Annotated in this window: 37 protein-coding genes; 13 read left to right on the top strand and 24 right to left on the bottom strand. The window is 61.5% G+C overall.

Features of this window, described 5'->3' with window-relative positions; all coding sequences use genetic code 11:
* Positions 1-238 precede the first annotated feature (238 nt).
* The 3 genes from KF708C_RS35055 to KF708C_RS27855 are packed head-to-tail and all read left to right on the top strand — an operon-like array spanning position 239 to position 1,817.
* Positions 239-880, top strand: a complete 642-nt coding sequence (locus tag KF708C_RS35055; protein WP_231586613.1) for a hypothetical protein — start codon at positions 239-241, stop codon at positions 878-880.
* Entirely contained in the window at positions 877-1,437 is a 561-nt protein-coding gene (locus KF708C_RS36095) for a hypothetical protein (RefSeq protein ID WP_156173995.1), read from the top strand. Before KF708C_RS35055 ends, KF708C_RS36095 begins: the two co-directional genes overlap by 4 nt.
* A gap of 8 nt (positions 1,438-1,445) precedes the next feature.
* Positions 1,446-1,817 (top strand): bactofilin family protein, encoded by a 372-nt coding sequence (locus tag KF708C_RS27855; RefSeq protein WP_059414404.1) that lies wholly within the window; start codon positions 1,446-1,448, stop codon positions 1,815-1,817.
* A gap of 193 nt (positions 1,818-2,010) precedes the next feature.
* On the opposite strand, the gene KF708C_RS27860 is transcribed toward KF708C_RS27855, so the two are convergent.
* From KF708C_RS27860 to KF708C_RS27965, 24 genes are all read right to left on the bottom strand, one after another.
* Positions 2,011-2,535 (bottom strand): hypothetical protein, encoded by a 525-nt coding sequence (locus KF708C_RS27860; protein WP_156173996.1) that lies wholly within the window; start codon positions 2,533-2,535, stop codon positions 2,011-2,013.
* Positions 2,536-2,667: 132 nt separating this feature from the next.
* Positions 2,668-3,636, bottom strand: coding sequence for a DUF932 domain-containing protein (locus KF708C_RS27865; protein WP_059414408.1), 969 nt, complete (start codon positions 3,634-3,636; stop codon positions 2,668-2,670).
* A gap of 451 nt (positions 3,637-4,087) precedes the next feature.
* Positions 4,088-5,650 (bottom strand): hypothetical protein, encoded by a 1,563-nt coding sequence (locus tag KF708C_RS27870; protein WP_059414410.1) that lies wholly within the window; start codon positions 5,648-5,650, stop codon positions 4,088-4,090.
* Between the two features lie 66 nt (positions 5,651-5,716).
* Positions 5,717-6,106, bottom strand: a complete 390-nt coding sequence (locus tag KF708C_RS27875) for a hypothetical protein (protein WP_059414412.1) — start codon at positions 6,104-6,106, stop codon at positions 5,717-5,719.
* 398 nt (positions 6,107-6,504) lie between these two features.
* Positions 6,505-6,975 (bottom strand): hypothetical protein, encoded by a 471-nt coding sequence (locus KF708C_RS27880; RefSeq protein ID WP_059414414.1) that lies wholly within the window; start codon positions 6,973-6,975, stop codon positions 6,505-6,507.
* A 3-nt stretch (positions 6,976-6,978) separates the two neighbouring features.
* The gene (locus KF708C_RS27885) at positions 6,979-7,359 is read right to left on the bottom strand and encodes a hypothetical protein (RefSeq protein WP_059414416.1); all 381 of its coding nucleotides are present in this window, start codon (positions 7,357-7,359) and stop codon (positions 6,979-6,981) included.
* A 174-nt stretch (positions 7,360-7,533) separates the two neighbouring features.
* Positions 7,534-7,935: a hypothetical protein gene (locus tag KF708C_RS27890; protein ID WP_059414418.1), complete on the bottom strand. Its 402-nt coding sequence runs from the start codon at positions 7,933-7,935 to the stop codon at positions 7,534-7,536.
* 82 nt (positions 7,936-8,017) lie between these two features.
* The gene (locus KF708C_RS27895) at positions 8,018-8,647 is read right to left on the bottom strand and encodes a hypothetical protein (RefSeq protein ID WP_231586614.1); all 630 of its coding nucleotides are present in this window, start codon (positions 8,645-8,647) and stop codon (positions 8,018-8,020) included.
* A gap of 45 nt (positions 8,648-8,692) precedes the next feature.
* On the bottom strand, positions 8,693-9,430 hold the full coding sequence (locus KF708C_RS27900; protein ID WP_059414420.1) for a hypothetical protein: 738 nt from the start codon (positions 9,428-9,430) through the stop codon (positions 8,693-8,695).
* Positions 9,431-9,663: 233 nt separating this feature from the next.
* The gene (locus KF708C_RS27905; RefSeq protein ID WP_059414422.1) at positions 9,664-10,461 is read right to left on the bottom strand and encodes a PRTRC system ThiF family protein; all 798 of its coding nucleotides are present in this window, start codon (positions 10,459-10,461) and stop codon (positions 9,664-9,666) included.
* A complete protein-coding gene (locus KF708C_RS37100) occupies positions 10,458-10,805 on the bottom strand; it encodes a PRTRC system protein A (protein WP_370552867.1) in 348 nt (115 codons plus the stop codon). Before KF708C_RS37100 ends, KF708C_RS27905 begins: the two co-directional genes overlap by 4 nt.
* On the bottom strand, positions 10,748-11,101 hold the full coding sequence (locus KF708C_RS37105; RefSeq protein ID WP_370552868.1) for a DUF2016 domain-containing protein: 354 nt from the start codon (positions 11,099-11,101) through the stop codon (positions 10,748-10,750). The genes KF708C_RS37100 and KF708C_RS37105 overlap by 58 nt, the downstream gene beginning before the upstream one ends.
* Before the next feature lie 3 nt (positions 11,102-11,104).
* A complete protein-coding gene (locus tag KF708C_RS27910) occupies positions 11,105-11,827 on the bottom strand; it encodes a PRTRC system protein B (RefSeq protein ID WP_059414424.1) in 723 nt (240 codons plus the stop codon).
* Positions 11,828-11,837: 10 nt separating this feature from the next.
* Entirely contained in the window at positions 11,838-12,869 is a 1,032-nt protein-coding gene (locus KF708C_RS27915) for a PRTRC system protein F (RefSeq protein ID WP_231586621.1), read from the bottom strand.
* Complete coding sequence (locus KF708C_RS36790; RefSeq protein WP_059414428.1) at positions 12,866-13,084, bottom strand: hypothetical protein; 219 nt, start codon at positions 13,082-13,084, stop codon at positions 12,866-12,868. Before KF708C_RS36790 ends, KF708C_RS27915 begins: the two co-directional genes overlap by 4 nt.
* A 2-nt stretch (positions 13,085-13,086) precedes the next feature.
* Positions 13,087-13,296 carry a PRTRC system protein C gene (locus KF708C_RS27925; protein ID WP_059414430.1) on the bottom strand — a complete coding sequence of 70 codons (210 nt, stop codon included), beginning with the start codon at positions 13,294-13,296 and terminating at the stop codon, positions 13,087-13,089.
* 10 nt (positions 13,297-13,306) lie between these two features.
* Positions 13,307-13,771, bottom strand: coding sequence for a PRTRC system protein E (locus KF708C_RS27930; RefSeq protein WP_059414431.1), 465 nt, complete (start codon positions 13,769-13,771; stop codon positions 13,307-13,309).
* Between the two features lie 63 nt (positions 13,772-13,834).
* Positions 13,835-15,502 (bottom strand): PRTRC system ParB family protein, encoded by a 1,668-nt coding sequence (locus KF708C_RS27935; protein ID WP_059414433.1) that lies wholly within the window; start codon positions 15,500-15,502, stop codon positions 13,835-13,837.
* Positions 15,503-15,749: 247 nt separating this feature from the next.
* Entirely contained in the window at positions 15,750-15,929 is a 180-nt protein-coding gene (locus tag KF708C_RS27940; RefSeq protein ID WP_059414436.1) for a hypothetical protein, read from the bottom strand.
* A gap of 90 nt (positions 15,930-16,019) precedes the next feature.
* Positions 16,020-16,256: a hypothetical protein gene (locus KF708C_RS27945; protein ID WP_059414438.1), complete on the bottom strand. Its 237-nt coding sequence runs from the start codon at positions 16,254-16,256 to the stop codon at positions 16,020-16,022.
* 61 nt (positions 16,257-16,317) lie between these two features.
* On the bottom strand, positions 16,318-16,536 hold the full coding sequence (locus tag KF708C_RS27950; protein ID WP_156173997.1) for a hypothetical protein: 219 nt from the start codon (positions 16,534-16,536) through the stop codon (positions 16,318-16,320).
* Positions 16,537-16,699: 163 nt separating this feature from the next.
* Positions 16,700-17,560 (bottom strand): N-6 DNA methylase, encoded by an 861-nt coding sequence (locus KF708C_RS27955; protein ID WP_059414442.1) that lies wholly within the window; start codon positions 17,558-17,560, stop codon positions 16,700-16,702.
* 155 nt (positions 17,561-17,715) lie between these two features.
* The gene (locus KF708C_RS27960) at positions 17,716-18,195 is read right to left on the bottom strand and encodes a hypothetical protein (RefSeq protein ID WP_059414444.1); all 480 of its coding nucleotides are present in this window, start codon (positions 18,193-18,195) and stop codon (positions 17,716-17,718) included.
* Positions 18,196-18,316: 121 nt separating this feature from the next.
* Positions 18,317-18,520, bottom strand: a complete 204-nt coding sequence (locus KF708C_RS27965) for a hypothetical protein (protein WP_059414446.1) — start codon at positions 18,518-18,520, stop codon at positions 18,317-18,319.
* A 211-nt stretch (positions 18,521-18,731) separates the two neighbouring features.
* Between KF708C_RS27965 and KF708C_RS36100 the strand changes: the two genes are divergently transcribed.
* From KF708C_RS36100 to KF708C_RS28010, 10 genes are all read left to right on the top strand, one after another.
* Entirely contained in the window at positions 18,732-19,016 is a 285-nt protein-coding gene (locus tag KF708C_RS36100; protein ID WP_156173998.1) for a hypothetical protein, read from the top strand.
* A 377-nt stretch (positions 19,017-19,393) separates the two neighbouring features.
* Positions 19,394-19,843 (top strand): hypothetical protein, encoded by a 450-nt coding sequence (locus KF708C_RS27970; RefSeq protein ID WP_059414448.1) that lies wholly within the window; start codon positions 19,394-19,396, stop codon positions 19,841-19,843.
* A complete protein-coding gene (locus KF708C_RS27975; RefSeq protein ID WP_059414450.1) occupies positions 19,843-21,303 on the top strand; it encodes a 3'-5' exonuclease in 1,461 nt (486 codons plus the stop codon). Before KF708C_RS27970 ends, KF708C_RS27975 begins: the two co-directional genes overlap by 1 nt.
* A 12-nt stretch (positions 21,304-21,315) precedes the next feature.
* Positions 21,316-22,545, top strand: a complete 1,230-nt coding sequence (locus KF708C_RS27980; protein WP_059414451.1) for a DUF1173 family protein — start codon at positions 21,316-21,318, stop codon at positions 22,543-22,545.
* The gene (locus tag KF708C_RS27985) at positions 22,542-22,904 is read left to right on the top strand and encodes a hypothetical protein (RefSeq protein ID WP_059414453.1); all 363 of its coding nucleotides are present in this window, start codon (positions 22,542-22,544) and stop codon (positions 22,902-22,904) included. The genes KF708C_RS27980 and KF708C_RS27985 overlap by 4 nt, the downstream gene beginning before the upstream one ends.
* 79 nt (positions 22,905-22,983) lie before the next feature.
* Entirely contained in the window at positions 22,984-23,301 is a 318-nt protein-coding gene (locus tag KF708C_RS27990; protein ID WP_156173999.1) for a hypothetical protein, read from the top strand.
* A 196-nt stretch (positions 23,302-23,497) separates the two neighbouring features.
* Positions 23,498-23,740 (top strand): hypothetical protein, encoded by a 243-nt coding sequence (locus tag KF708C_RS27995; RefSeq protein WP_231586615.1) that lies wholly within the window; start codon positions 23,498-23,500, stop codon positions 23,738-23,740.
* A complete protein-coding gene (locus KF708C_RS28000) occupies positions 23,737-24,867 on the top strand; it encodes a DUF5131 family protein (protein WP_059414457.1) in 1,131 nt (376 codons plus the stop codon). Before KF708C_RS27995 ends, KF708C_RS28000 begins: the two co-directional genes overlap by 4 nt.
* Positions 24,864-26,120: a site-specific DNA-methyltransferase gene (locus KF708C_RS28005; protein WP_059414459.1), complete on the top strand. Its 1,257-nt coding sequence runs from the start codon at positions 24,864-24,866 to the stop codon at positions 26,118-26,120. The genes KF708C_RS28000 and KF708C_RS28005 overlap by 4 nt, the downstream gene beginning before the upstream one ends.
* Positions 26,117-26,872, top strand: coding sequence for a hypothetical protein (locus tag KF708C_RS28010; RefSeq protein ID WP_059414461.1), 756 nt, complete (start codon positions 26,117-26,119; stop codon positions 26,870-26,872). Before KF708C_RS28005 ends, KF708C_RS28010 begins: the two co-directional genes overlap by 4 nt.
* Positions 26,873-26,884 lie beyond the last annotated feature (12 nt).

The following is a 26,884-nucleotide window of genomic DNA, read 5'->3' on the forward strand; positions in this document are numbered from 1 at the left end:
AAATTCCACACCAGTAGCCAGCTGGTCGGAGCATGCGCAAGGCACGACTTTGTACAAAGGGATGGACTCGCCAGGAGTCAGAGTCGATGCGTCGGTGACGCAGGGTGTGAGTGAATTCTGTCACACGATCCGCACTGCGGATCGCCGAAAGCTCACGAATTTCGTATAGCTTTCGCTAGCAAATGCTGTCCGTTCTTGTCCGACAATTGCTCGCGAGAGAGAACGCGGAAACCTGAACATGCTTGAAGACCCAATAGCGGTTAGATCGGAATCCGAGAGGAATCGCGACGTCGATGAAGGAGAATCAGGCCAGGGCGCGAGCGCCGGTTCACCAAAGGATGGTGGCCTTCGAACCATCGAACGATTCAATAGCGATGATCGGATTGCGAGAATCGTTCCCGACACCGCGACTGGTGCCATTGCGACGTACTATTCGACGTTCGCGCGCGATTTCCTCGACGCGAACTTCTACTTCTGTTCGGCCAAGTTCAGCGTCGGCCGCGGCGGAAAGGTGAAAGCACTGGACATCGCGTTCCGGGAGGCAGAGGATTGGTTCGAAGCAAGCCTCGCCGATTGGGAGGCACGCAATCAAATCCAGTTCGCCGTCGCGTCGCGCGAGATCCAGGTGCAAATCACACATCCGCTCGCCGGGCGCCTTCTCCGATTGGTTCGACAATACGACAGATTGTTCTCTGTTTCTCTTTTTTGCAGCGCGGCCAGATCCGTGTCCGGCAGCGAGCGTGAGCAAATTCTCAATGCGGCCGCTCGACGGATCTCCCAAATTCACCGCCTGTGCATGCCCGATAACGACAAGTACGCGCCGGATGGCTCTCGCCTTCCGGCTTCGCCCATTCCCGGATCCACGGAAAAGACCGAATGACCCTCACCGATATTGAACGAATGCACCAGCAATACGCGCGACCTGCCATCACGATCGATGTCACGGCTGAGGGACCGGCAGGCCTTTGGTCAGTTCCCGACGGCACTCGCCAAGCCGATCAGGAGCGCCCCCCCAGGGGCAGACTCGAGCAATCCGTTCGCGTGGCCGCGATTCTCGCAGTCGGCGCCGGGATCGCCCTCCTCGGTGGTCGCTTGGTCGCCATGGCCACCAAGCCGACCGCGGCATCTGTCGCGGCCGCGGCGCCGGCGACGTCCCAGAGTGCGTCCGCAGTGGAGACACCTGCAGCCGCGCTGGCTACGTCGGAGCAATGGCCAGCCGCGCGGTCCGAGCCGGCAGCTAGCCAGCCGGCCGCGGTGTCGGTCGACACAGCGCATGCGTCCCCATCGTCGCTGGCAGGTAGCGAAGTCGGCGCCGGTGGCAAGCCGTCTGCAATGACGCCCACAAAGGGTAAGGCACCCGCGCCGTCCAGTCCGGCCAAGCCCACCTCGCCCCCGGAAAAGGTCGGAACGCACCCGGCCGACATCAGACTATTCTGAATATCCTCATGAACAACACACCAAGTTTCAGCCTGGTCCAGGCCGGGATGTGCATTCACGGGGATCTCGTGAGCGACCACGGTATCACCTGCGCGGGTATCGTCGATGGCGCCGTTTCGTCTTCGAGTGGCCTTGTTCACATTGCTCGGGGCGCAGTGGTTCGCGGCAGCGTCGAGGGAGAGCACGTCGTTATCGATGGCGTCGTCGAGGGAGACGTCAAAGCTCGCACATCGCTGCTGGTAAACGGACGTGCGATGGCGCGCATTTTCTATGGCGGCACCATTCGCCTTGGGCTCGAGGCCGACTTGGAAGGCGCAACGATCTCCCGGGTCCCTTCGGTCGCGTACACGGGGGCCACACCGGCACCCACCGAGACATAGAAGAAGGTCGGAAGCTCAATATCACGATATCGGGTTGCTCCCGGAAAACTCGCATTTCGGTATCGCCTTTCGTGGATGGATGGTGCCCCTGTGACCGGTCGAGCGACTTATCACGCTCCCCGCAATCGCTCCGAAGCTGGTCAAGCTTTGAGCGCTTGAATAAAAAAAGCCCGACAGAACGTCGGGCTTTTTTTCAGGGTAGCTCTCGTAGAGAGAATAGCTCGGCTTGACTGAACACGCCGGGCATCGTGATCCACGGGAATACCTGCCCGGCGTCCGGGTCCATGAAGGAGATATGCGGGAAGCCGTTATCGAGCTGGCAGCGGAATACACGCAGCTTGCCGTCGGCATCGCGAATCTCGTAGGTCGAGCCGTGGCGCAACTCGAAGACCGCGGCACCATTACGAAATATCTCTGAGCTTCGGTGGCCGATAAGAAATCGGGAGTCCATCCAAGTGTCGAAAGCTGGGGGTATTGCCCCATCGGGATGGGAGTGAAACTCGGACTGCCATGCCAAGTAGAGCATGGAATACCGGTTCTTCGCAAACCCATACAGGTCAATCGGTCGATCGGACATAAGTCGCTCCGCTCCCCGCTGCCTGGCGAGATGCCCCAAATCCCCATTGGCCTTCCGGTATTCCAGCGACGTGCGAAAGCGCACCTGCAGTTGATGAAAGAGCCACGCTGGGCAGCCGATGAAAGTGGGATTAGTCGTCATAGCAACGGGAAAAAAAAACCCCGGACTTAGCCGGGGATAGATACGGATCGCCTCAACACACCTATGCAAACGGCGGAGAGGCGATCAGACTTAAGGGCTCAGAGGCCCAAGAAGTTGACGGTGAGCACTAGTTCATGCGTCCACGAGCTCCATGGCGGTGTTCCACGCCAACTGTTTCAGTGAGGCGCCAACGCCGAACCAGGCGGCGTCGAGCCGGTGCCCTGGCGTTCGAGCGCGGCGTTGGTGGTCGACGTACTCGGTAACGCTGTTCAGCAAACCCCACGCGGTGCCTTGCGCCGAGCGCATGGCCGAACCCTTGCCACCGCCGTTGAAGAGCTCCAGAACAGATTTCATGGCCCGATCGTTGGTCGCGGGCGGCCGGTGGGCCGCCGACTGCTGCGTCGGATTGCTGAGGACGCGCTGGAAGAACCGCTCCACTTCCGCACTGTTGACCCTGCGGCCGGCCAGCGCTTCCATGCGAACCTTGAAGGCCTCCCATGAGGAAGTGGCAATGCCGAGCTGGTTTTTCACCGCGCGCGCGTCGAACTGGCTACGGTGAGGAACCTTCACCGCCCCGCGGCCGTTGCCCAGTGCAATCTGCAAGGTGTTGTTGCAGACCACGCGAACGGACGTGAATTGCGCAGTCGTGGCCAGCGTCCCATCGCACGCAGTAGCGAGCAGCAGATAGCCCTTGACCTCGTCACCGCCGGCGAGTGCGGCACTTTGGCCGGTGCGCGCGAGCGCCCAGAGTTTTCGCCCCTCCTTCAACACGCCCGCGGTTTCGAGCTGATAACCGCCCACTTCAGTGAGGTCACGGTAGAACTCCAGGATCTCGGCGGGCTGCACCACCTGGTAGCGCTTGGACACCACGGACAGCGGCGCCTTCGTATCGGAGCGATACAGCACCTTCTGCTGATCGAACGCTTTCAGCGCATCGAGTTCATCGATATCGGAACGGAAGCGCACCTTCGACTCCTCGATGCGCCAGTTCATACCGGCATGCTCCGCCCAGACTTCGAGCGGTTGGTTGGGCTCCAGGCGTTGGCCGAGGCCGTGCCAAGGGGTGGCATTTACGTAAGCCATTGATTCAACGAGATGCATAGGATTCTCCTTCGGGAAAAATAGAGGCGCGGCGCGGATCGTCTCCGGTGTCGCGGGCAAGAAAAGCTCTTGGTGTGGATGTCAGCCGCAGAGCGAACGTCTGCGGATAGGTGCTGCGACGCAATGCCGCAGCACTGGAGGACCAGCTACAAGGGAGATGGGGGAACTAGGTGAACAAGTTGGTCATGGACGAGAATGGCTTGCCCACGAAGGCCGTCCCTACCAGGGATAGACCCTGGCGGGAGGATGTAGAAATGGCCGACGGGTGCCGGCACGAGGTCGATGCGTCGAGGACGCGGGTAAAAATGTGTTTGGATTGAGGCAGCTCAGTGCAAACACATCTCAGAGAGGAAGCGTAACGCCTGGCGAGCGCTGATGCACGGCGAAAGCTTGCGTTTTCGGTGTGGGTATCGAAGAAATACCCCCAGCCGTAGAGCTGGGGGGGCAAGGATCATGCTGCGACGCATTCAGTCTGCGCCAGTTGCTCGAGCCGTGCGCGAGCGTAGGCCAGCGTACCGTCCTTCGCACGCAGTCGGCGAGAGATGCGCTTGCCGGGGTTGTGGAATCGATATTCACGGGCACTTCCCCGTGCAAGATCGACGATCTCGGAGAACCCCTCCGCGATGCAAAGCTCCACGTATTCTCGGCCGTTCATGGTCCGACCGCCGTCAAGCCGCCACTGGGAAGCCTCGGCCCGCTCACAAACTCTGTCGAAGTCGCTCGCAGCGCGGCGTTGCGCGCGGGCCGCGGTCGCCTCATCTTCCCACCGCGCCTGCTCCGCTTCGGAGAAGTCGCACATTGCGAAGATACGGCGCCGGCGGATGGTCGCCGCGCAATGCAGCAGGTCAACCCCCGTCACATCGCGAATCGCTCGCTTCGATAGGGTGTTCATGTCCTTGGGTCCATCGAGGATTTCGAGAAGGGCCGCGACGTTGCGCTGCAGAACCGCCAGTGCGACCCGGTTCGGCCATTCGTAGCCAGCGCTTGCGCGCTCGACGACGGCTACCCGCGCCTGATAGTCGAACTCACGCTGCGTGATCTTGAACGCTTCACGCTCCGCCCTCGCCTTCGACATTCTGGCCTCGAACCGGTGCTGCGTCGTCGTATGGTGGATGTGTGCTGCCAGGCCGGTCGCCGGCTTGGCAAACTCGCCTTGCGGGAGGCGCAACGGCGGTGGCATGCGTGGTGGCAGGATCTTCGCCTCGAACAGAGCATCGTCGATGTGGACATACGTACAGTCGTCCGGCAGTCGCCGGATGATTCCGACCAGCTGACCGGCGTTGGCTGCCGTGATCGCCAACTTCTCGCGGTGCATCGCGTTGCAGAGCTCCCTCAATTTGCCTTCGGGGAGCGCCCCTCGAAGGGTGGGCACATCGATAAGCGCTCGCATCCATTGCAAACCGAAGCGGCTGAAGGACGAGTCATCGCGATAGATGTTGATGACGCACTCTCGCACGGTGTCACCGCGCAACAGCGCGTAGGCGACGTGCACCTCGTGTCTGGCATTTGGCGCTTGGTTCCGGCAGTATGCCGGCCCGTTGGTGCCATAGCCGAATCGCTTGCGAAACTCGCCCTGCACGTACGCACTGATATCGAACGGCGCCTGATCCTCGAAGAGATCGGCGGCCTGAAACAGCGGGCCGGCCTCGCCCAGCGACATGTCGATTGCATCTTCGGGAAAGTAGGCAAGACGGCCGGCCGCGACGACGGCGCCCCATGATGCGCGGCTCATCTCGTGAGGACGGCGGATCCCGCCGTTCACGCGGATGATGAACTGGTCAACCTCGTCAATGATCTTGCTCAGAATCGATCTCGCGGTGCCCGGTGGCCGGACACCGAACCGTCCCCCGTTGATCTGCACCACGGGGATATCGCCGCGCTCGATGTGACGCACGGCGACCTGGTCAAGTTTGATGGGCGCGCGCGGTGTGCGGTCGCGGTTGAGGTACTCGAGCACGCCGGCGAGCGTCGCGCACGGGTCGGCGCGTTCAGCGCCGATATGGATGAGGTACATTCAGGTGCTCCAAAATAGGAGCACGCCCCACCGGGGGACGTGCCCCGGATGGGTGGTGGAGAAAGATCAGGCGTGGGCCGGTTGACGTTGCTGGCGACGCCGAGGCACAAACGACCGTGCGGTAGACAGCGACGCCAGCAGATCCGGACATGCGATGCGCCACAGGGCACCGCGGCCGTGACAGGCCTCCGTCCAGCGGCCGGTTTCGACGAATTTGCCAGTGTTGAGGAAAGCCTGTTTCAGGTCCGGCGCCAGATTCCAGTCGGCCGTCACCAGGATCTCGTCATCAGCCAGGTCCACAGACGGCAGGTTCACGGTGAGCGAGCCGTAGGGCATGCCATCGTCCGCACATGTGAGGTTGATCGCCGCGCGCAGGTTCGAGTGATAGAGGCCGACGTGCATATGCACGCCGGCAGGGTAGCTGGCCAGGCCAGCGCCGTAGACCATCATGTTCATGGGGAAACTCCTGTTGGGTGGGAGCCGCCCCATCGGGACGGCGCCCGAATGGGAAGTCGAAACGAAAAAACGCACCCCGAGGGGTGCGTTCATGGATGCTGCCGGCGCAGGCACGCCGGCGGTGAATCAGGAATGGTCAGTCCTTGTGATAGTTCCGGCCGCGTTCATTGATCCACAGAACGTAGGCGGGAAGAACACGCGAACCGATGAGAACAACGCATCCAACCGTAGCCGCTCTCCCTTAGGAAGGGGCGGCCAAGTGGCTGTTTATTTATGACCCTTCGTCACGGAAAGACGATCCCACTCTTCCAAAGCACGCTGGCGGTCAGCGTTGCGCAAAACCCACAGCGAAAAGCCTGCAATTCCCAACGAAAGCACTAATACGAGTGGCCCAAACATCATTTTTCCCCTTTGGAATAGATGGCGCCGATGGCAAATAATACCGCAGCACCCATCAGAAGGCACACGCAGTTCGTGATACTGGTAATCGACCATTCCGGGCGGCCACCGACGTACCCAACCAGGCCAACCGTGCACGCCGCCGATAGTGTGTGACAGTACCGGCCGGATGCAAGCAACTGGTCTTTGCTCGGCTGGACAAAGGCATCCACCAACTGGCGCGACCACTTTTCGCTTGCCACATGCTCAGCATCGAGGGTGCATCGTGCCCCGTCCAGATGGGCCAAGGGGAACGCATAGCCTCGCCGATGTGCAGCAAGGGCGTAGCCATCGCCAGCGTCCAGGGCGACCTGGATGCGTTGCATCAGGGACGTCGGAAGCTCCACAACACCGTCCCTGAGCAGAGCCGCCAATGCGGTTGTTTCTTCACCGCCGGTTGTCTTGAAAACCACTTTGATGAGGGTCGTCATCACTCAACTCCGACGACCGGCGACGACTCGGAGCGCCCCGAGCAAGCTCGAGTAGCCCTCCTTCGACGTGATGCTTTCCAGGCTGACGGCATTGTCCCGACCGCCAGCGTGATCCTGGCGACCGCGGCAGGTGCGAAACGACAGTAGCGCCGTCGATCGTGCGGTGGAGTGCTCGATCTGGACGCACAGCGAATCGGAATGGAGCGTGAAGACCTCCGCCTGATGGCGGGGCCGCCGGCGCGCTCGGATGGTGTAGTCACGCTGGCGCAACGACAGGTCGCCGGCGACACGGCGCAGCATACGACAGGCATCCTTGCGCAGGGCCAGGCAGGCTGCAGGGTTGGTAGGAAGAAGCGGATGGATAAAGGATTTGGGAAGTTTCATGGGAAGTCCTGAGGGAATCGGGACGCCCCTTCCCAACGGGACGAGTGTCCCGCGATGGGTTGTGGCTGATACGGACCAGCCGGATTTCGATGCGTCTAGGACGCGATCAAAAGCGTTTGCCGAACCCTCGGGGGTTGGGCAAACCCTCTTGGGCTTGCATGCGTTGGCCTTGCATCAGGCGATATCGAGGATTTTTGTGATTGCGCGAGCGAGTTCCCACGCCTGGTTGGATGAGAGCGTCTTGGCTCTCAGCAGCTTCTGGACGCAGGTGGTGAAATTACGCACCTCGCCGACGTGATGGATCCAGTCGACGTAGACATGCCAGCCCTCCGACCAGCCGCGGTGCACCGACACCGCCAGACGCTCACGTGTACCGACGGTCGGCCATGCCCTGGTGCTCATCGGGCCAAGATATGCCTCGTTCGGGTTATTCAGACCGTTCTCTGGCTCCAGGTACTCAGGCTCGAGTTCGGTGCCGCGCAGCCGGCCGTTGATCTGGTCGGACACGTCGGCAATGGACAGCGTATCGGTTTCGATGGGACTTAAGATCGGCAAGCGCTCGACGGCGAGAACCATGGTTGGACTCCATCCGGCGCTAGCCCCCGCGCGGAGGACCCGCGCGGGGAAAGGTGAAGGGAATTGGGGCCGACTGGCCCAATCAACGCGTGAGACGATAGCCGCCGCTGCCAGACACGAGGAACAACTGCTCGCCAGGGACGAACTGCTGATCCGCATCTTGCGTGACGACGACCTGGCGACCACTGTCCGTGCGGACAATGACCTCCACGCCCGCACGACGGGACATGCGATCGGCGATCACCTGCACGATCGCGGCCGAGGCCGTTCCGGACAAGGCGCTGGCCACATAGCGACCGTTGCCGCTACCGATGGCGCCGGCGCCGAGCACAGCCCCGATCAGCCCACCGACGGCCCCCGGAAGACCGGAGCTTGCCGACATGAAGCCGTCATTGCCAGTGATAGTCACGCTGCGAACGCGGAGCACAGTGACCGACTCTGCGGAGCCAGTGCGCAACGCTTCACTACCGCGATAGACATTCGGAGACGTCTGCTGAGCGGCGCAGCCGGTAAAGACAAAGAAGCAGAGGGAAATCAGGAAAAAACGCTTGAACATGATGGCCTCGAAATGAAAATGGGCCAACATGCCCACGGGCAGGAAGGCCCGTGGTGGGAGAGAAAAGCTGTGCCGATAAAAACCGGCGAGGTCGATGCGTCGAAGACGCGGAAGATGCAGCAATCTTAGCATCCGGCGTCCAATTTGTGGAGCCATCGTGTGAAGTTCGACACAGATCCTTTCAAGAAAACAGAATCGACGTCAGACTAGACCGCGTTCACAAGCCAAGCGGTCAAGCAAGACCTCGACGAACATTTCCCTCTTGATCTGCTGATGCAGTTGATGGAACGGCGTATCGTCCTGTCCCGCCAAGAGCAACGCATCGACGATCCGCAACCATTCCTTTGGCAGGATCGCAATGCCGCTGCCGGGAGGGTGTCTAGCTGCGCTTTTTGCGATGCAAAGCAACGCATCAAACCCAGATAGATCCAGATAGCTTCGCCCCGCCATTCGCTCTTCGATCTGGCGCATGACAAGGGACTCCACGAACGTCGCAAGCGGGACACCCGCAGCACGCGCAGATCGCCGCAGCCAAATGAGTGCTGCTGGTCTGAGGCGCAGTTCAAGCGCATCGACGTCCGGACCGCCCTGACCAGGCAAGATCTCGCACTCCTCTGCAAGCTCCCAGCACCAGCTATCGCCGATCAGATACAAATCCATTGGACGACCATTGACGATGCTCTGCACCGAGTGACACCACACTTCGTCGTCACCCTCCTGGATGCAGAACGCCTGCATGTGCTCAACAAACGTCAGACCCGGCATCTCCGCACAAAGCGCTTTCCCATCTTCGAGAGCGAACATGGGGACTGGAAAGCCGTTCCACCGGCTGCCATCCCAATACGCCCCAAAGACGAGCTCCTGCGGAAGCCAATCGCCTGTCACGTTGACGCGACGGTAGGTTGATTCAGTATGATCGATGAGAGAGGAAATCTGCATTCCATGCTCCAAATTGAAAAGTTGGAGCAACGACCCGACGGGGCGAATTGCCCCAACGGGTGAAAAAAGCTGCGCGGCGGGATGCCGCAGTGGTCGATGCGTCGTAGACGCGAGAAGTACCCGCATTCTAGCAATGCACATATCACTGCTTCAAGCTGTGCCAAGAACCTGGTTGCCCCTCCCCAAAAAATAGCGCCGCCCCCGCTTGATGGGGGACGGCGCTTTCCGAAAGCTCATGCGGATTTGGCTTGTTTTTTGGACTTCTTAGGCCCTGTCGGGAAATATCCAAATCGGGCCCATGCCGCAGGGTCAATAGGGAGCGGACTCGTGCGACCTGCCTGAAGGTTCACAAACACGCCAGAGTAGCTGAGAGTACCCGTGCGGAAGAGCGTCCAAAGAAGGTTGTAGGCTTGAACAGCGATCGCTTGATTGATCACCAACGATTGCTTCTCCAATGCCTCAGCCATCGAACAGGATGGTGCCGTGTCGGCTTTGTCCCCGGCCGGGTCGATCAGTTCGGGAAACAGATCGCCGACGTGCGGCAACCGGAAGGCGATCTTCTTGCCAACCTGCCCTAGCAGCACCTGGCCGCGGTCCGTCTCATTCCCGCAGTCGAGGAAATAGCCGTTCCGTCCGTTCACGAGGCCGCTGAGAATTGCTTTGCGCGCCCGACGGGTATCGACGCACCCGATCACCAGATCGTGTTGGAACCTGGTGCGACTATCGACCCGACAGGTTTGCGCTTCCCAGCGCGTTCCCATGAGCATGTTGAGCCTGCTCACCAGCAGTGTCGCCTTGTACTGCCCGACATCGCACGGATAGAAGGCTTGCCGACCGATGTTGGTCTCGCTGACCGTATCATCATCGAAAACCGTGCAGTCGATTCCCCCAGGATGGCCAAGCGCGAGCATCGCGTGGTGCAGCCGAGCGAGATTGGGCAGCAATGCACTCCCCGTCCCGCCCGCGCCGACCACGGCGACCTTCCATGCGCGCACCGTCATCTCCTCCGGAATCGTATGCGTGACCGTCATACTGGTGACTCCTCGCGGCGGACCGCACAATACCAATCACTCGGAACCCGTTCCACGTCCTCAAGAATGCCTTTGGCGCACAGCCGCAGCACCATCGAGGGTGTCGCTGCACCGCAGTTGCCGACGACGAGCGCGAACTTCACATCGAACCGATCGTCTGCATTGTCCGTGGCCGAGAAGAATGCCGGAAGACGCCCGTGCGAGTGCAGGTCCATCACGAGCGATTCCGTGACAGCAAGCTTCGGCCGTTCGTAGTCGAGGTGCCCAGGACCATGGCTCAGTATCTTCACCGGGGCCAGGCTAAACTGTGCGCTGTCGCAGTCCCAGACGATCCATGCTCCCACTTCATTCGCATTGAATGGGCAGCGAGCTTCGCGAATGCCCCTATCAGGTCGGGCGGGATACGCCCACAAAGCAGGTCTGTCGTCTCCGCGACGGCGCCATACGGGATCGCTGTGGCCACGCGAAACTCCGCAATGCGCCGCACAATCCGGATCCACGGCCTACGTGCTTCCAGGAACATGCCGTTGGTTGCGGCAATCAGCCGCTCACCGTTGGTTTCCAGTGGTGCCAGCTTGCCAAAGCGCGGCGCCATTACCGTCGGCAGCGATTGCTGCAAGGTGCGATCCATCGGATGCATATGTCAATCTCCAGTCGCACCTGTGAGCAGTTGCCCCAGCGTGCAGTTCATTGAAACGAGGACTTCCTTCGGGTAGGCCAGGAATCGGCCGTCGAGCATGTCCCGCCAGAAGGCATAGACACCGTTCTCATACGTGACGCGCTGGCGGCCGTGGTTGGGATGGGTGAATGCTGATCTGAAAAAAGCCTCTTCCCATCCCTCGACAGACGCGACATCGATCTGCTTCGGTACATGGGCAGTTCCGATGCAGATCTTCCCGTTGTCCCACGTGTTGAAATACGGAGGCTCATACAGCGCTGTCTCCGGTTTGGGCCGGGTCTCCTCGAGCACCGAGAACACGGAGAAGCCATTCGACGCCGCGCGGAAAACGAGCCCGGGATGTGGGACAACCGCGGTCCGCCTGCCCAACTCCGCGCAATCCATGAACACCCGCCGGTTCGCCGGCGCGCACCACCAGGTGATAGCGTCCTGGCTGACGGAAAGAATTGTCGGCGGCAGGAACTCCCCCTTCGGCAACGCGTTTTCGGCAACCTGCTTCAAGGCGTGAAGCAAAGCACGACGGTTGAGCGGTACCGCGACATCCAGCATCGGCCGGCCCGTTGCAGGATCCGTCTTGACGGCGTGCGCCGTCGCATAGGTGAAGGTCCCCTGCTGGGGCCCATAAAGCACGATGGCTCCTTTCGGAGCCACTTCGTGGGTTCGTGATGCAGAAACAAAGGTGCTCAAGATAGCGCTCCTAATCAGATATCAGGGTTAGCAAACAGTCCAGCTTTCCGACGATCTCCAGCGCTTGCGACCAACGCCTGTACTGCGCATCGATCGCCTTCGCAGTAGTAGCGATAGGCACATAGGCCTGGTAGGTGGTGACCTCTCCGGATTGACCTGCCATCTCGAAGTGGTCGTCCAGAAGCTCACCCACGTAGTCGTCGTCACCGGTGTAGACAATGGTCGCGGCGCTATAGACGGGATCCGCCCAGATGCCCGGACCGAACAAGCAGCCCTTCGGGGTTCCGCGCATCTGCGCCCGGAGAGCGACGATCGCATTGCAAAGCTTTTTCGCTTCGCCCTTGGACGTCGCAGCCAGGGATTGAAGCATCGCGTCGCTCAGAGGTCGCCAGCGCTTGGACGGCTTCTGACGAAGCCAGCGTGGCAACACCTCATCCGGCGCCATGCTCGCTCTAACCGCTGACGGCAGGCGCCGAGCGATCGTGTCCCCATCATCTCCTCCATAGTGGGATGCCAGGTACTCGCGCGCCGTCTCATCGTCGGCAGTGGGGTCATACTCCCACCACCAACGTGCGTACATGTCGAGGAGATCGTCCGGCGTGCGCAGATAGAGCGTTTTCCCAGAAGCCTCTGCAATGGCTGACATTGCGGTCGGCAGGAGATCCTTGTGCACTGCGCGCAGGACCTCAGATCGCTCCCTCCCGATCTCAAAATGGTTCTCCTCCGGCAACTCGATCGCGAGATAGAGTGCTTCGGTGAAATCGTCCGCTTGATCCCGATACGAAAGGGCGTCGCTAGCGCTGTTGCGATCGAACAAATCGATGTTGAAAGTCACTCGCCGGCAGGCCGGCTTGCGTCGGTTGAACCATGCGAAGAGCGCCTGCGCAAGAGCTTCCCCTGCATTGCCCGCGCATTTGACGTCAGCCGCACGTAGTGGGCCAGACTCGAAATGCAGGCGCGCGAGCGCAGAGTAGTCAGCATCGTCCGGAAATAAGACGGTTCCTGCAGATGGAACTGACCCTTCTAGCGAAGGCAGGGTCAGAACAGCATGGGCAGCGCGGCGTTCGGCATGAACAGAGGTTCGGCGTGACGACCACCCTGCCCCTTGAGTCGCGAATTCCGAATCAACTGGTCGAGGATCGAACAGCATACTTCCATCTCCTTGTCGGAAGAAAAAACCGCCCTTTCGGGCGGCTCATTGCTGATGATGGAATCGGCGGGACCCGCCAATGCCTTCATCAGATCACGGTGACGCATGCTCACCCCTTTGCGCCGGCGGCGCGGACGAACTCGTAACGGCCGACATCGCCTTCGACGACCACGCCCTCGACAGCGGCAGTGTTGAGCTCGGGGTACTGAGCCGTGTACATGTCGCGCACCTGGTCAGGACTAAAATCCGCGCCGGGATCGGGCAGCTTCACCCCGTTGTAGACGAACTCGCGCGTGAGCTTCTTGACTTCGATTGCCATGGCATACCTCCTACAGCAGACTGGCCAGGTCGGTGCCTGACGAGCGGGGTTCGGCCCCGGCCGGCATCACCGCAGCATCGCTGTCACGGTCTTCGGCCGCATCCGAATCATCATCGCCGGCGTCGCTGTCACCAGCCGCCGACGACTTGTCAGCATTGGCGGATGCTTTGGGCCTTGAGAGCGACTTGGTCGCCTTGGAGGACTGCGAGGCCTTGGCGGCATCGAGAATCAGGCTGGTGGCCTCGGCTTGCTCAGCCAACGACCGGTGCGACTCGGTCACCGCCTGAACGGCTGCTGCGAAGCCTTCGTCGAGATCCGCTGGGGTCGCCTTCAACGCCAGTGGCGTGGTAAGTGCGCCGTCTAGCGCCTTCTTTGCAACAGGTGCCACGATGACCGACATCTCGTCACCAACCATCGTCAGCGTGAGAACCAACTTGTCGCACGCGCGAACGAGCGGAACCAGTTCTTGGAACATAGGTGAATCCTTTTGGGGAAATGAGAAAGGGAATGCCGGGGTGCAGAACGCGCCCCGGTTGGATCAGAAGCAGAGGACCTTGGGGATCTTGCCGTGGTAGTCAAAACCCTCGACCGCCAGCAGGCCGTCGATGACTTCCGGTTTGGACTTGTTGAAGAGCTTTGCAAACCCGTCACCGAGCGCCTTTCGGATGCCCAGCTCATCTGCCAGCACCTTCATTTCCGACTTCGTGAGCATCTCCAGGAAATCTTTTGATTTCTGCAGATTCCAGTACTGCCGGAGGTCCAACTGATGGAACTTACACAGGCACGTGAGATTGTCGGTCTCCATGCCGTCGATGGCCGCAACCGCGAGGCCGACGGTGAGCATTTGGCGCTTATCCAGCGCAACGTCTGCTACGGCACCCAGGTTCTTCGACAATTCCGACGCCGGCTTCTCATCCAGCACCTTCTCGAAGATTTTCCCGAAGTGGTCAGCCGTGATGTTGCGGGCCAGACCGGTCATCGCAGCAGCGATCAGGTAATGATTTGCTACCTCGGGATTAGAACCGACCTCACGCCGCAAGGCCTTACGCCAGAGCGAGTGTCGATAGACTTTCACCCTCTCCGACTCGCTGATCCTGGTCGCTTCGGGCTCCTTGTGGGCCGGCTTACCCTCACCCTTGCTCGTTGGCGTTGTTCCGGCACCCGCTGAGGATTTGCCCCCCGGCGACTTCGCGTCACGCTCGGCCTTGAGCCGAGCGGCGACCATCTTCTGGTTGCACGAAGGGTCAAAGCACTGGCCGCGGAATATCTTGCCGATGCTATCGGGCAGGCCGCTTACAGCGACGCCGAAGCTCTCGCACGCATGGCAGGCCTTGGCCTGCGCCTCCCCAACGCCCGTCGGACCGTCCGCCACCAACTGGACGCGGGTGTGGTTGTCGCCGGCACGGATGATGCGGATCACCGGATACTCGTCTTTGAGGCCATAGGCCAAAGTATCAAGTCGTTTCTCCGTCTTCTCGTTGAAGCATCCGCGGTTCGTGCAACTGCCGGTTGCAATGGCCTCTGCGAACATCTCCGATTGAAGCGAGGAATTGTGGGAGCACGTCGCGCAATCGGCCTTGTCGAATATCGCCGCGGCAAGGTTGCAGGCAGCCGCCTCGATCGTCTTTTTGAGCTCAGCGACGGACTTCTTTTCGCTGATGATCACGGGCAAGAGCAGGTCCTGTTTGTCCTTGGGCAAGGTCGCCAGAAGCTCTGCGTGCCCAAGATTGATCGTCTTGGGAGTCAGTGCCTCCAGAACTGCGGTACTGCAGTTCATGAGGGCCAGGCGCTTGTCCAGGGTGGCGCGACTCCAGCCCAAGATCCGAGCAGCTTCGTCACGGTCGCCCTTGAGCTTTCCGACAGCCGTCGCAGCGGCGATGGCTTCCTCGGAAGGCGCCATCTCGGCACGCTGGATGTTCTCGATGAGAGCGAGATTTGCCGCCTCTTCGTCGGTCAGCACCCTGATAGTGACCGGCATGTCGTACTCAGGCCCGTGAGCGTCCCAGGCACCGCGGTAGCGATACTCCCCTGCGACGAGTTCATAATCGGCGTTGGGATCGCCTTCCACGGGACGCACAAGAACCGGCTGAAGGACGCCATGAACCGCAATGGAGGCAGTTCTCTCCGCGAGTTGCACCGGATCGAAAAACTTCCTTGGGTTGTTGCCGCGACGGATCCTGCTGAGCTTTACCGTTGGTTGTTGCATTTGGTGGGTTCTCCAGAAAATGAGGAACCCGTTGCCGCACCGGGAACAGGTCCCGATGGGATGAAGATAGGACATCACCGCTCAACGACGCTGGCGGTGTGGTACTGCAAAGTCTGGCACCGAAGGTGCGGGGTCGATGCGTCTAAGACGCGGTAAGAGCGCGTAGATTAACCCAACGCGCGCCACGTGCCAAGCTGATCATGCGGCTATATCGCAAGCCCCTGCCATGGAAGGCAAGGCCAGGCGGCTAGATCGCGCTGGCTTTCCGCTGATCGATCATGAGCAGTCGAACCGCCTCCCGAAAATCGAACGCGGCAACGGCGGGCGGCAACAGGCGCTCGTGGATCAACCAGTCCGTCATCTGCGTGGCCAGAAGCTCGGCAGGCGCCGTAGAATATTCGACGTCGGCGCGGGTGAACGCTGCCATGACCGCGAGACTTCCTCGACCGCAGAGATTAAACCGGCGAGCCAGCGCGGTGGCCGCATCTGCGGCGGGGTTTCGGGCGTCTGACATTTTTCAGGCCTTTGTGCCGGTATCGGCGGTCACAGGCCGAGCGCGCATTGGCGCTTCAGGAACCTCCCGTCCGTATCTTTCCACCGTGTCGGTGGACAGTTCGTAGTGGTGCGGCATGTGGCGGATTGCCGCGCCGTGATTCCCCGCCTTGATCAGCGCACGCGCCAATCCGATGTCTGCAACATCGCCGCGAACAAGGGTGCGGACCCCGTTCGCCTCAACCAGCCAGATCCTGTACATCACCGATGTCTCCACGCGAAAGGTTGAGTTGACGGGCCAGGGCATCAGCAGTTGATGCCCGTTATGCCTCTTCGTAGCCGCGTTTTCGATACTGCCGGACGACCATGACGTTCATCAGCACCATGACCGCCAGGCCTACGGCGCACCCCGTCACGAAAGCGACGGTGTCGGTCAACCCAAGGCACCTCCCGCCATAGCTCACGCCGACGGCAACCGGGCCACCTAGAAAGGCGCTGCAGCTCGACACGTGCACCACACGCTTGTTTTTCTTGAACCACATGCCCATCGGTTCTCCAAAAAAAATGGCCCTCGCTAGAGGGCCTGAATCATCGAGAGAGAGAGACCCGGTAGCGGGGAAGCTACCGAGATCTATCGTAGTGCAGCCGGCCCCGCGATAGCGCGCTGAAAGCTGACCGATTTCGAGCAGCTTTCAACACCAGCGCTCAGAAGAGCGCAAGTTGATCGTCCGGCACGAACACCTTCATGACGGTCGAGGGAGCGGAGATCATCGGGCAGGGCTCTGCATCGACATCCAGTGCCGGCGCCACATCCTTCACGTCTTCGCCATCGTCGCGGTGTCGCCGCAGCTTTCTTCCCCAACCGCTCAGAACATGCGCAGGTGTGAACCAGCTACTCCAAGACTCTCCAGTCAAACCGTTTCCGTGCACGACGATGCCCGGAATATGCAGCAGTGCCATCTGCAGGTAGGTCATGTGTACACACCGCGGATCGATATCGATGCATGTCGCATGCATCGCATGCTGATAGTTCCACCCGGCGTCGTGTAGTGCGTCAGCACATGCGATGACCATGCCACCTGCACCGCACGCTGGCTCTAGGACGGTCACGAAGCCGTCACGTTCAATATGCGGTCTCCCATCACCGATCGTCATGCACGCCATCGCTCGAGACACCGAGTACGGTGTGAAAAACTGCCCGGTGCTGCTGTTGCCCAGTTCCAGCATCATGAAGGTCTGACCAAGGATGTCCGCCAAGCCGTCTCCGCCTGGTACCAGCTTCTGGACCCGCTCCTCGAACACTAGCGTCAGTGCGCCAAGCATCTCGGAAAAGAGAGTGAGTTCGTCACGACTGTATTTCTTCACAATCGCAAGATACCGCTCCTCCCGGGTGTCGAAGTGGTGACGGTCGACAGCATTGCTAATCGACAACGCCGACATTTCGACGAAATCGGAGAACACTTCGTGCATGGCGTGGCGGCGCCCGACGACGTTGAACATGCGGAGCAGTTCCTTGTGTGGATCGCTCGCGTCTTGATACAGATGGCGCTTGGCGGCTTTACTCATGCCCACCCCCGACGCAGAAACGGGTACGCCACCGACTGCAAATCAGCCACATCTGGCAAGGCCAGGACATCGTCATACATGTTGAGTGTCTCAATAAAATCCGGGGAGACACCCGCGGCGGGATGGCTCCCGCCGGGAAAGAAGAACTGGGTACGTTAGCGGAAGATCAAACGGCCCCGCGTTGGGAATGCGGCCAGACCAACTGCCATCCACCATGCGACGGGATGATCAGGAAAGGCCGGCACCGGACCGCGGAAGAAGCTAGGGATGGCCATAAGATCCAGCTCGCCGGCGCAGTAGCGTCGCCGATAGCTGTCGGCGATCTCGCACCACATGAGCTCGGCGCGAGCGATGTGATCCCACATCGGTGGCAAGCGATCCTCACTGAATATCTGCTCGCCCTCGCGGTTCATATACGCCACCACTTCGTGATAGCGGCCAAGGTCGTGAGCAAAGCCCCGACGAATGAACGACAGGACCGCCGGTGCGTGGGATCCGAAGACGCGAAGCAACTGCCGGATGTACGCAGCAGACTCGCGGCGCGAGCGCACCTTATAGTCCGGGTCTCCGACTTGCGCGCATTTCTCCTCGAAGGGTGCCGGACCGACCTCGACAGAGATGAATTTGTGGAACATGACGTCTCCTGACAAATGCGGGAAACGCCCCACGGGAACGTTTCCCGTGGGGGTGAAAGAGGATTGGTTACTACCAAGAAAAGGCTGGTCGGTCGGTTTGCCGCGGAAACTACCAAGACAGTCAGCGCGACACCGGCGCGACGCGCGGTCGAGAGACCGCGATGGCGAGCCAAGCGATCACGATCAGACCGCCGATCGCTGCGCAGGTTGCCAATTGAATGCAGAGAAGTTCGAAGTTCACCGTAGTGACGGTGAAGAACAGCGCAGCAAAGAGGTTGGTGACCATGGCCAGAGCGGCAATGGCAGATGCGTGGGAATGCTCCATGATGGCTCACAAGAAATTGGAGCCATGTCCCATCGGGAGCATAGCCCCAATGGGTAGGAAAAGCAGATGGCCGGAACGCCGGCGGAGTCGATGCGCAATAGCGCGGGAAAGCGGAAAGGATAATACCGCGAAGCCACAGCCATCGACAAGCGCGCGATCGGCCCTCTGCCGCTGCCCGCCGTGCGGCACACCGAGTTCCGCGGAGAAATGCGTGTCGAGCGAATTCCCATCGGAAATCTTGACTTCCTACTCGATTCAGTATCGTGACCTCTCCTCAGCACCGGAGTTGAAAATGCAGCTTGAGATCGATCTTGACCATATTGAGCGCGTCGCCCTGCAGCGTCAGCAAGCTGGCGGACGAGTGGCGGTGCGACCGGCAGTCTTACTTGCCTTGGTCGGCCGCATCCGCACCCTGGAAAACCAAGCAGGCACCCAAACGCTGCCCGGGCGATCTGCAAATGCGAGGCCCCGCGGCAACGAAAACGATGCGACGTGAACAATCAAGACATCGAGCACGGCCTTGACGGTCAACCCGCCGCCGCCGCGGGCGGGCGTGTCCCGTCCCGACGCTGCGCTTCGTTTTGACTGGATCCGGTAGGCGCGCACTCTATTGCTCCAGAACTCAGCCTGCCGACGCGACGTCTCTCTATCACAAACGGTGCCACCGGGCGGGGATGTCCCCTCCTCAAGACAGACCAGTTCTATCGGCTGCGCCACCAACCCGTCGAAAGAGGGTCGAAATCATATAGCTTTCGACAGAACGTACCTCCGCCCTTCCCTTCAAAATGGTTTCCGGCCATCTCCGCGCCGGCAGCCTTGACTTCTTGGCGAAGCCGGTATCGTGGTCTCAGACCACTCGACATTGCCGCCATCATGAGATTCACCCGAACCGAACGCTACGAGCCGCTTATTTTCAACGAGCGCAGGCGGAACGCTTTTGCACGCAAACAGCAGCGAGAACGCGATCGCTATCCCTTGTTCCCGGACCAGGTAGCCCAGGAACAGCATTCGCCGAGCGAGGAGGCCGCCCGACGCCAGCGCCAGTCCGACCGCTACGAGCAGCGCATGCGCGACCTTTCCGCCCGGGTCTGGCGCAAGTCCCGGGCCGCATTTTTCGCACAGCCCGAAGAAATCAAGGCCGAGATTCGGACGAAGTGGGCTACCTGGACCGGCCCGACGACATGCACCTACTTCGCGTGGGTGGTCGACGAGCTGAGCGGCGAGCAGGCGCGACGCCGCGCCGAGGCCGCCAGGCAAACTGCCGAAATCCGCCGTCGGGTTCGCGCCGCAATTGGTGAACAGATCGAGCTGGAGGTGGTTTGATGCGCCCCACCGCCGAACAAGATGCTGTTGTCGAGGCAGTCAGGACCGGCACCCCCGTGAAGGTCAAGGCCTATGCCGGCGCGGGCAAGACCTCCACCCTGCGCTTGGCTGCCGAAGCACGTGGCCGGGCGCGCGGACTGTATCTCGCATTCAACAAGGAGATTGCCCAGGACGCCGCACGGAAGTTCCCGTCGAACACGCGATGCCGCACCGTGCACTCGCTGGCTTTCGGAGCAACCCGGGAAGAGATCACGCGGAAGCTTCGCAACCCCGTGGAACCACCGTTTCAACTTGCGACGCGATATGGCCTGGCTGCAATGCGCCTGCCCACGACGATCGGCAAGGATCTGGAGCTATCGGCGAGTAAGGTGGCCCGCATAGTCAAGGACGGGGTGGCACGGTTCTGCCGATCAGCCCAGGCCGAACCGCAGGCATGGCACATCCCTGTTGAACCGGTCATTACAGAGGCCGCGGCCGCCGCGCTACAGACGCAATTGCTGCCCTATGTGAACCGACTGTGGGCCGAAAGTATCGATCCGGCGGCCCATTCGGCCATCTCTCATGATGTGTACCTGAAGCTCTGGGAGCGCAGCCGCCCGTCCATCGGCGCCGACTTTATTCTGTTCGACGAAGCGCAGGATGCCGATGGACTCATGTTGTCCGTCTTGCGTGGGCAGCGTTCGCAAGTTGTCTATGTTGGCGACCCGTACCAACAGATCTACGAGTGGCGTGGCGCGGTCAATGCCATGGACCACATCAAGGCGCCCGAGCGCGCACTGACGGAATCGTTCCGCTTCGGGCCTGCCATTGCGCAATTGGCCAGTCGGGTCTTGCGCCTGATGGACGAGGAGACGCCGGTGCGAGGCCAGGACAACCTCACCTCACGTGTGCTACACGAGTCGGAACCAAGCCAGCGCCGCGTCAACGCCGTCCTCTGCCGCAAGAACGCGACGGTACTGTCCCACCTCGCGCAAGGCATCAGCCGCGGCGAACGCGTTGCGGTCCGGGCGAACATCGAGGAGCTCAAGGCATTCGCGAACGGCGCCGAGCAATTGATGCGTGGCGAACGCATCGGCTTCCCAGCTACCCTCGCACTTTTCGAGACCTGGGAAGACGTTCAGGAGTATGCGGAGTCGTTCGCCGGCCGCGACCTGCTGCCGCTGGTCAAGCTGATCGACAACGAGGGAGTGGATTACCTGCGCCTGATCCTGAGTCGCGTGTCTCCCGAGGCCGAGGCCGACTACGTGGTCTCAACGGTCCACCGGGCCAAAGGCCTCGAATGGGATGGCGTCAGGCTCGCCGGCGACTTCAGGTTCAAGACGGACGACAACGGCGACAAGACGATGGTGCCCGAGGAAATGCGCCTGCTCTACGTCGCAATGACCCGCGCAAAGTGCGAGCTTGACATTTCCGAGATCCGCACCGACCTCTACACCATGTTCCGGGATGCCGGCGTATAGGAGGACTCAACCATGACCACCGTGCGCATCGGCGCCACCGAATACCCGCTCGAGGACGTTCAGGAAAACCCGGCAAGGTATGCCCGCGTCCTGGAGCGAGCCAAGACGATCCAGGGCTATGCGGAGTGTGGTTGCAGCATGCACAGCCCTCGGCCGAAGCTGGTGATTCGACGCTACAGCGGCGCGTTCCTGCTCGCCCGCTGGCCGGAACAGGCTCATTTGCATTCCCCGTTCTGTCGGTTCCATCAACGGACGGCAGGATCGGAGAGCAAGGGAACCGAGCTCGACGCTTTTCGCCAGCGCGACGGGCATCATGACGTTCGGCTCGATCTCTCCTTGTCAGTGAGCACACGATCGCCGACAAAGTCGTCGACGGCCAAGACACCTTCGGCGGGGGCTCGGCCTCAACGACGCACAGCCGGCCTGCTCGCGTTCCTCGAATATGCGTGGGAGGCGGCGGGCCTCAATGTCTGGCCTGGCCACGGCGGGCGCGGCTGGAATATTTGCTGGTCGCAACTGACAACCGAGCTTGCCGAGTGCAGGATCAACGGGAAGCCCGGTGACGCCTTGCTACACGTCATGGAACGGTGGGACCCGTCTCGCAAGACCGCGATCCTCGCAGAACTCGAGGCGTTCCGGGAACGCCTCAAACCCATGGGTGACGCCAACCAGCGCGGCCTGGTCATCGGAGAGATCGAAACTCACAAGCCGACCCAGTACGGCGGCATGCTGATTCTGCGCCAAAGCAAGCAAGCATATTTCGCGTCCCCCGGGCTATACGAACGCATCCAGCGATCCTACGCTCTTCCCCTCGCCGGCATCGGCAAACCGGATCGGCGCTGCGTCGCAATCCTCGCGGTCGAGCGATCGAAGTCCAACTACCTCACGGTGGTCGACGCGGCGGCCATGCTCACCAATCGGCAGTTCCTTCCCTGCGATTCGAGTCACGAAATCGCCATGGCAGACTACCTGGTCACCATGCAGCGTGCCTTCCGCAAACCGGTGCGGCACCTCGGCCGCGCCGCGGTGCACCCCGACTTCGTGCTCACCGACACCAACCCCGAGACGATGATCGAGGTCCTCGGTATGACCGGGGATCCGAATTACGATGCCCGGTTGGAGGAGAAGCGCCGACACTACGCGAACGAGGTCACTCCCTACATCGAGTGGGATGCACGCGTCGATTACCTGCGGCTCCTCCGCTTGCCTCCGGCCAATGGCCGCTCCGAGCTCGACCTGTGACCGAGAAACGCGATCCCCTGTTCGATGCCGCGCTCGCATTGATCCACGCCCATCGCGCTGCGTCTGTCGCGCTGCTCGAACGCCGCCTGGGCGTGGACCGTCCTCGCGCTGAAGCGCTCCTGGTGCAGGTCGCGCGGGAGACACCGGCGGTCACCCTACTCGCCAGCGGCCTATTCCTCTACCTGCCCGAGCAGTTGGCCGATGAGCTTGGGGCCCTGCGCACCTTCGCCGGTGCCGTGCTGACCGCGCTGCAGACCGACTCCATCGATCCGGCTCGCCTCCGTGCGAGCGCCATCGCTGCAGGCCTCACCGTCCCCGAGCAGTTCGACGTGGAAGACCCACACCGCCGCGCCGCCTAATCCGAACTCACCGGCGAAACTTGACTTCCATCGCGAATCGGTAGGCTGGGCCTGTACCTACTTTCACTTCGCCGATCCCATGAATAAACGCCAGACTTCTCCCGCGTCTCCCGCGGCGGGTCATGCCGTTGTCTGCCGCGCGGCCCCAGCGGAACCCGATGCTTCCCGACTGGCGAAGCTGGTCTTGCCGGTGGACTTCGGTCCGGACCGGACCGGCACGCTTACCGCACAGGCCAGTCACGTGCTCGTGGACGGACTCACCTGCTCCGCGCACCTCGCTGTCGACCTCGTCCCCGCGGCCGCTGCTGGCCAGCCGATCGCCGATATCCGGTCCCACGATCCCGCATCTGCGAACAACATCCGCACGATGCACCCGCTCGGACAGGTGCACGCATGACCCTGCTCTACCTCATCCCCCGCAGCGCGCTTGGCGGGCGCAGCCCCAAGACGGGCTTGCGGGTTGGCCAACGACACCGTTGGAATGGCGGAGCTTGGGGACTCGGCCGATGCGCGTTCTGCGGGCGCTCTCTCGAAGAGGTGCGGCAGAGAAAGAACGTGACACCCGGCGGCGGGAAATCACCCACGGAGCGCGCATGATGGGCTACATCAACCCCCTTCTGAGCCTGCCGGCCGCCTCCGACCTGCTGAACCTACCCGAGCAGGATCGCCGCGCGATTGCCCGGATCTTCCGCCAGCTTCGCGACCAGGCCAACACCCAGGCTGAAGACGCGTGGCGCCGCCGCAAGGGGCCGATGGCGACCTACTGGCGCGCCGTGTCGACATACGCTCGGCACCTAGCACACGCATTGGAACAACCAACCAAGACAAAATCGTGAACGAAAACTCCAACATCGAATGGTGCGACCATACGTTCTCGCCCTGGGAGGGCTGCCAGAATGTCAGCCTTGGCCGCGACGACTGCTACGCAGCGCGCCGTAACGCGCGCTTCGGCGGTGGGACCGCTCCGAACTGGGGCCCGGGGGTGCGACGGCGCCGGACACCGTTCGCCAACCGGCGCAATCCGCTTCGCTGGAACGCCGCTCACGCCGCGTTCGCATCTGTCCACGGCCGCCGGCAACGCGTGTTCTTTGGGGGCCCGACCGACATATTCGATAGCGAGGTACCGCTCGAATGGTTCATCGACGTGCTCGAGCTCTGGCGCGAGACACCTAACCTCGACAAGCTCGTCCTGACGAAGCGGATCGGCAACGTCTCGAAACGACTGGGGGAGGCGTTCAACAGACTGGTGCTTCGGAAAGACTGTGCGGAAAATCCGCTGGTGCCCTGGCTTGCCACTTGGATCGCCGGTAATCCGCCGGCGGACATCTGGCTCGGTGTGCCTGTCGTCAACCAGGCCGAGGCGGACCGCGACATCCCGAAGCTTCTTCGGACACCTGCGAAGCTCCGCTTCCTCTCGTTGGAACCGCTACTCGGCCCCATCGACGTGTTCTCTACCATGACGGGCGACCTGCTGCATGCCTCTGGCAACGTGTACGCGCCAAGCGCGATCGACTGGATCATTGCCGGCGGCGAGTTGGGACCGGACGCTCGCTACACCTTGCCCGCCTTTTTCCGTAGCCTTCGCGATCAATGCGCAACCGCCGGCGTCCCGTACCTCTTCACCCATTGGGGCGAATGGCATACCGCCGCGCGAACATTGACCGCCGGCGAAGCTGTCTTCCGCACATTCGAGACATTCGAGCATTGGGTAAGCAAGGCATCGAGCTGGGTCCGTGATGGCATCTGCGTGGACAGGTGTGGCCTGCAGCTCAAGACTGGCGAAGATTTCGTGCGGGCACGCGACGACGGCCGCTTCCCGGTGACGGTGATGCACCGGGTCGGCACGAAAGCTGCGGGGCGGCTCCTCGATGGTGTCCTGCACGATGCATACCCCAATCCGTTCGATACAGGGTCTGCCGCATGCGGACGGGCAATACCTCGCGCGAGCGAGGCTAGCCGATGACCGCTCAACTGGACTTGTTCGCCCACGTGGCTGCGGCCTTTGCCGATGCGGCCGACCGCCCTGTTTCAAACGCCGAGCTATATGGCACGGTGGCGAAGGCGGCCGATATTGAACCGGCGGAGACATTGCGCCGCCAACCGATCGGCGCCTCAGGCGCGCTGCACAGCCCGTTCAAACGCGCCGTCCGCTGGCATCAGCAAACCCTGAAGCGCCTCGGCATCATCGAACGGATTCCCGACCAACGCGGACTCTGGCGACTTTCGGAGCCAGCAGGAAAGGAGCTTGACCGCGCGACGTCCGGTGTGAAGCTGCTAGCATTCAGCACAGATCTCGGCGTCGCAATCTGGAGCAAGTCGCAGGACGTGTTTCCAAGCCTGGGCGAACCGATCGCGCTCTGCTTCACATCGATCCCCTATCCGCTGCGACACGCGCGGGCGTATGGTAATCCGCCAGCTGCTGAGTTCGTCGACTTCATCTGCGGTGTCATCGAGCCCATCGCGGCCGGGCTGGTCCCAGGCGGAAGCATCGTCCTCAATGTGTCGAACGACATCTTCGAAGACCGTAGCCCCGCGCGCTCCCTGTATGTCGAACGCCTCGTTCTGGCCCTCCACGATCGATTCGGTCTGGCACTGATGGACCGTATTCCATGGGTGAACTACAGCAAGCCGCCGGCGCCCACCTGGTGGGCCTGCGTCAACCGGGTGCAACTCGCTACCGGCTACGAGCCCATTCTGTGGTTCACCAACGACCCTCATCGCATTCGCTCAGATAACCGCCGGATCCTGCAGGAGCACACTGCGCGCCATCGTAGTCTGGTTCGCGCCGGCGGCGAGTCCCGCACGGCCATTTATGGAGATGGCGCATATCGCATTCGGCCGGGATCATTCAGGGCCGAAACGGCTGGGCGCCTCGCCCGGAACGTCCTGGAACGGGGCCACGCCTGCGCAGACACCCGGCATTATCGCCAACAGGCAAAGGCGTTGGGGCTACCAGTACATGGCGCCATGCAACCCACGGCTATCCCAGACTTCTTCATCCGCTTTCTGACGGAGCCGGGTGACCTGGTCGTGGACCCGTTTGGCGGAACGATCCGCACTGGGCTAGCGGCTGAGCGCCTTGGTAGACGCTGGCTGGTTACGGAATGGATCCACCAGTACATCCGGGGCGCGGCTGAGCTCTTTAGGACAGCGCCAGGCTTTGAGCTGAACCCCACCCTGACTGCCGCCCTTTCTTCTACAGGCAGCCACCGATGATCCGCACGCAACTCTGGGCATCCGGCGGCGGCGTCCAGTCCGCCGCGATAGCCGCACTGATCGCCATGGGTGAGATCAAGCCGGATCTTGCCGCCATCGTAGACACAGGACGCGAGCAGTCCACGACGTGGTCGTATATGGATGCCATTATCGTGCCGGCGCTGTCCGCTGTCGGCGTGACGCTGCATCGCATCTATAAGAACCAGTTCGAGGGGCGGGACCTATACGGGGGCGCAGACAACAATACCCTGCTGCTGCCGGCATTCTCCACGCGCGGCGGGGAAGTGGGTAAGCTGTCCAACTGGTGCTCATCGTATTGGAAGCGGGAGGTCATCAAGCGCTGGGCCAACCGGAACGGCGTTGACCTGGTCGACACGTGGCTAGGAATCAGTGTCGATGAAATCGGACGGATGCAGAAGCACCGGGGCCAAAAATGGCACACGCGCTATCCACTGATCGAGCGCGGCATGAACCGCGGTGACTGCATCACCCTGGTGAGGCGGATGGGATGGCCGGATCCCCCGCGCAGCTCGTGCTACATGTGCCCGAACCACACGGCACAAGAGTGGCGTGATATACGCGACAACAAGCCCGCCGACTGGCACGCCGCGATCGAGTTTGAGCGCGACCTACACCGCCGGGACCCGCATGCCTTTCTGCACCACGATTGCGTTCCGCTCGACCAAGCGGACCTGGATGAGCGTAACGGTGTGCTCTTCGCCCATTGTGACAGCGGGATGTGCTTTGTTTGACCCCATACTTTA

Source organism: Cupriavidus basilensis (genome assembly GCF_000876015.1).
Lineage (GTDB): Bacteria > Pseudomonadota > Gammaproteobacteria > Burkholderiales > Burkholderiaceae > Cupriavidus > Cupriavidus basilensis_B.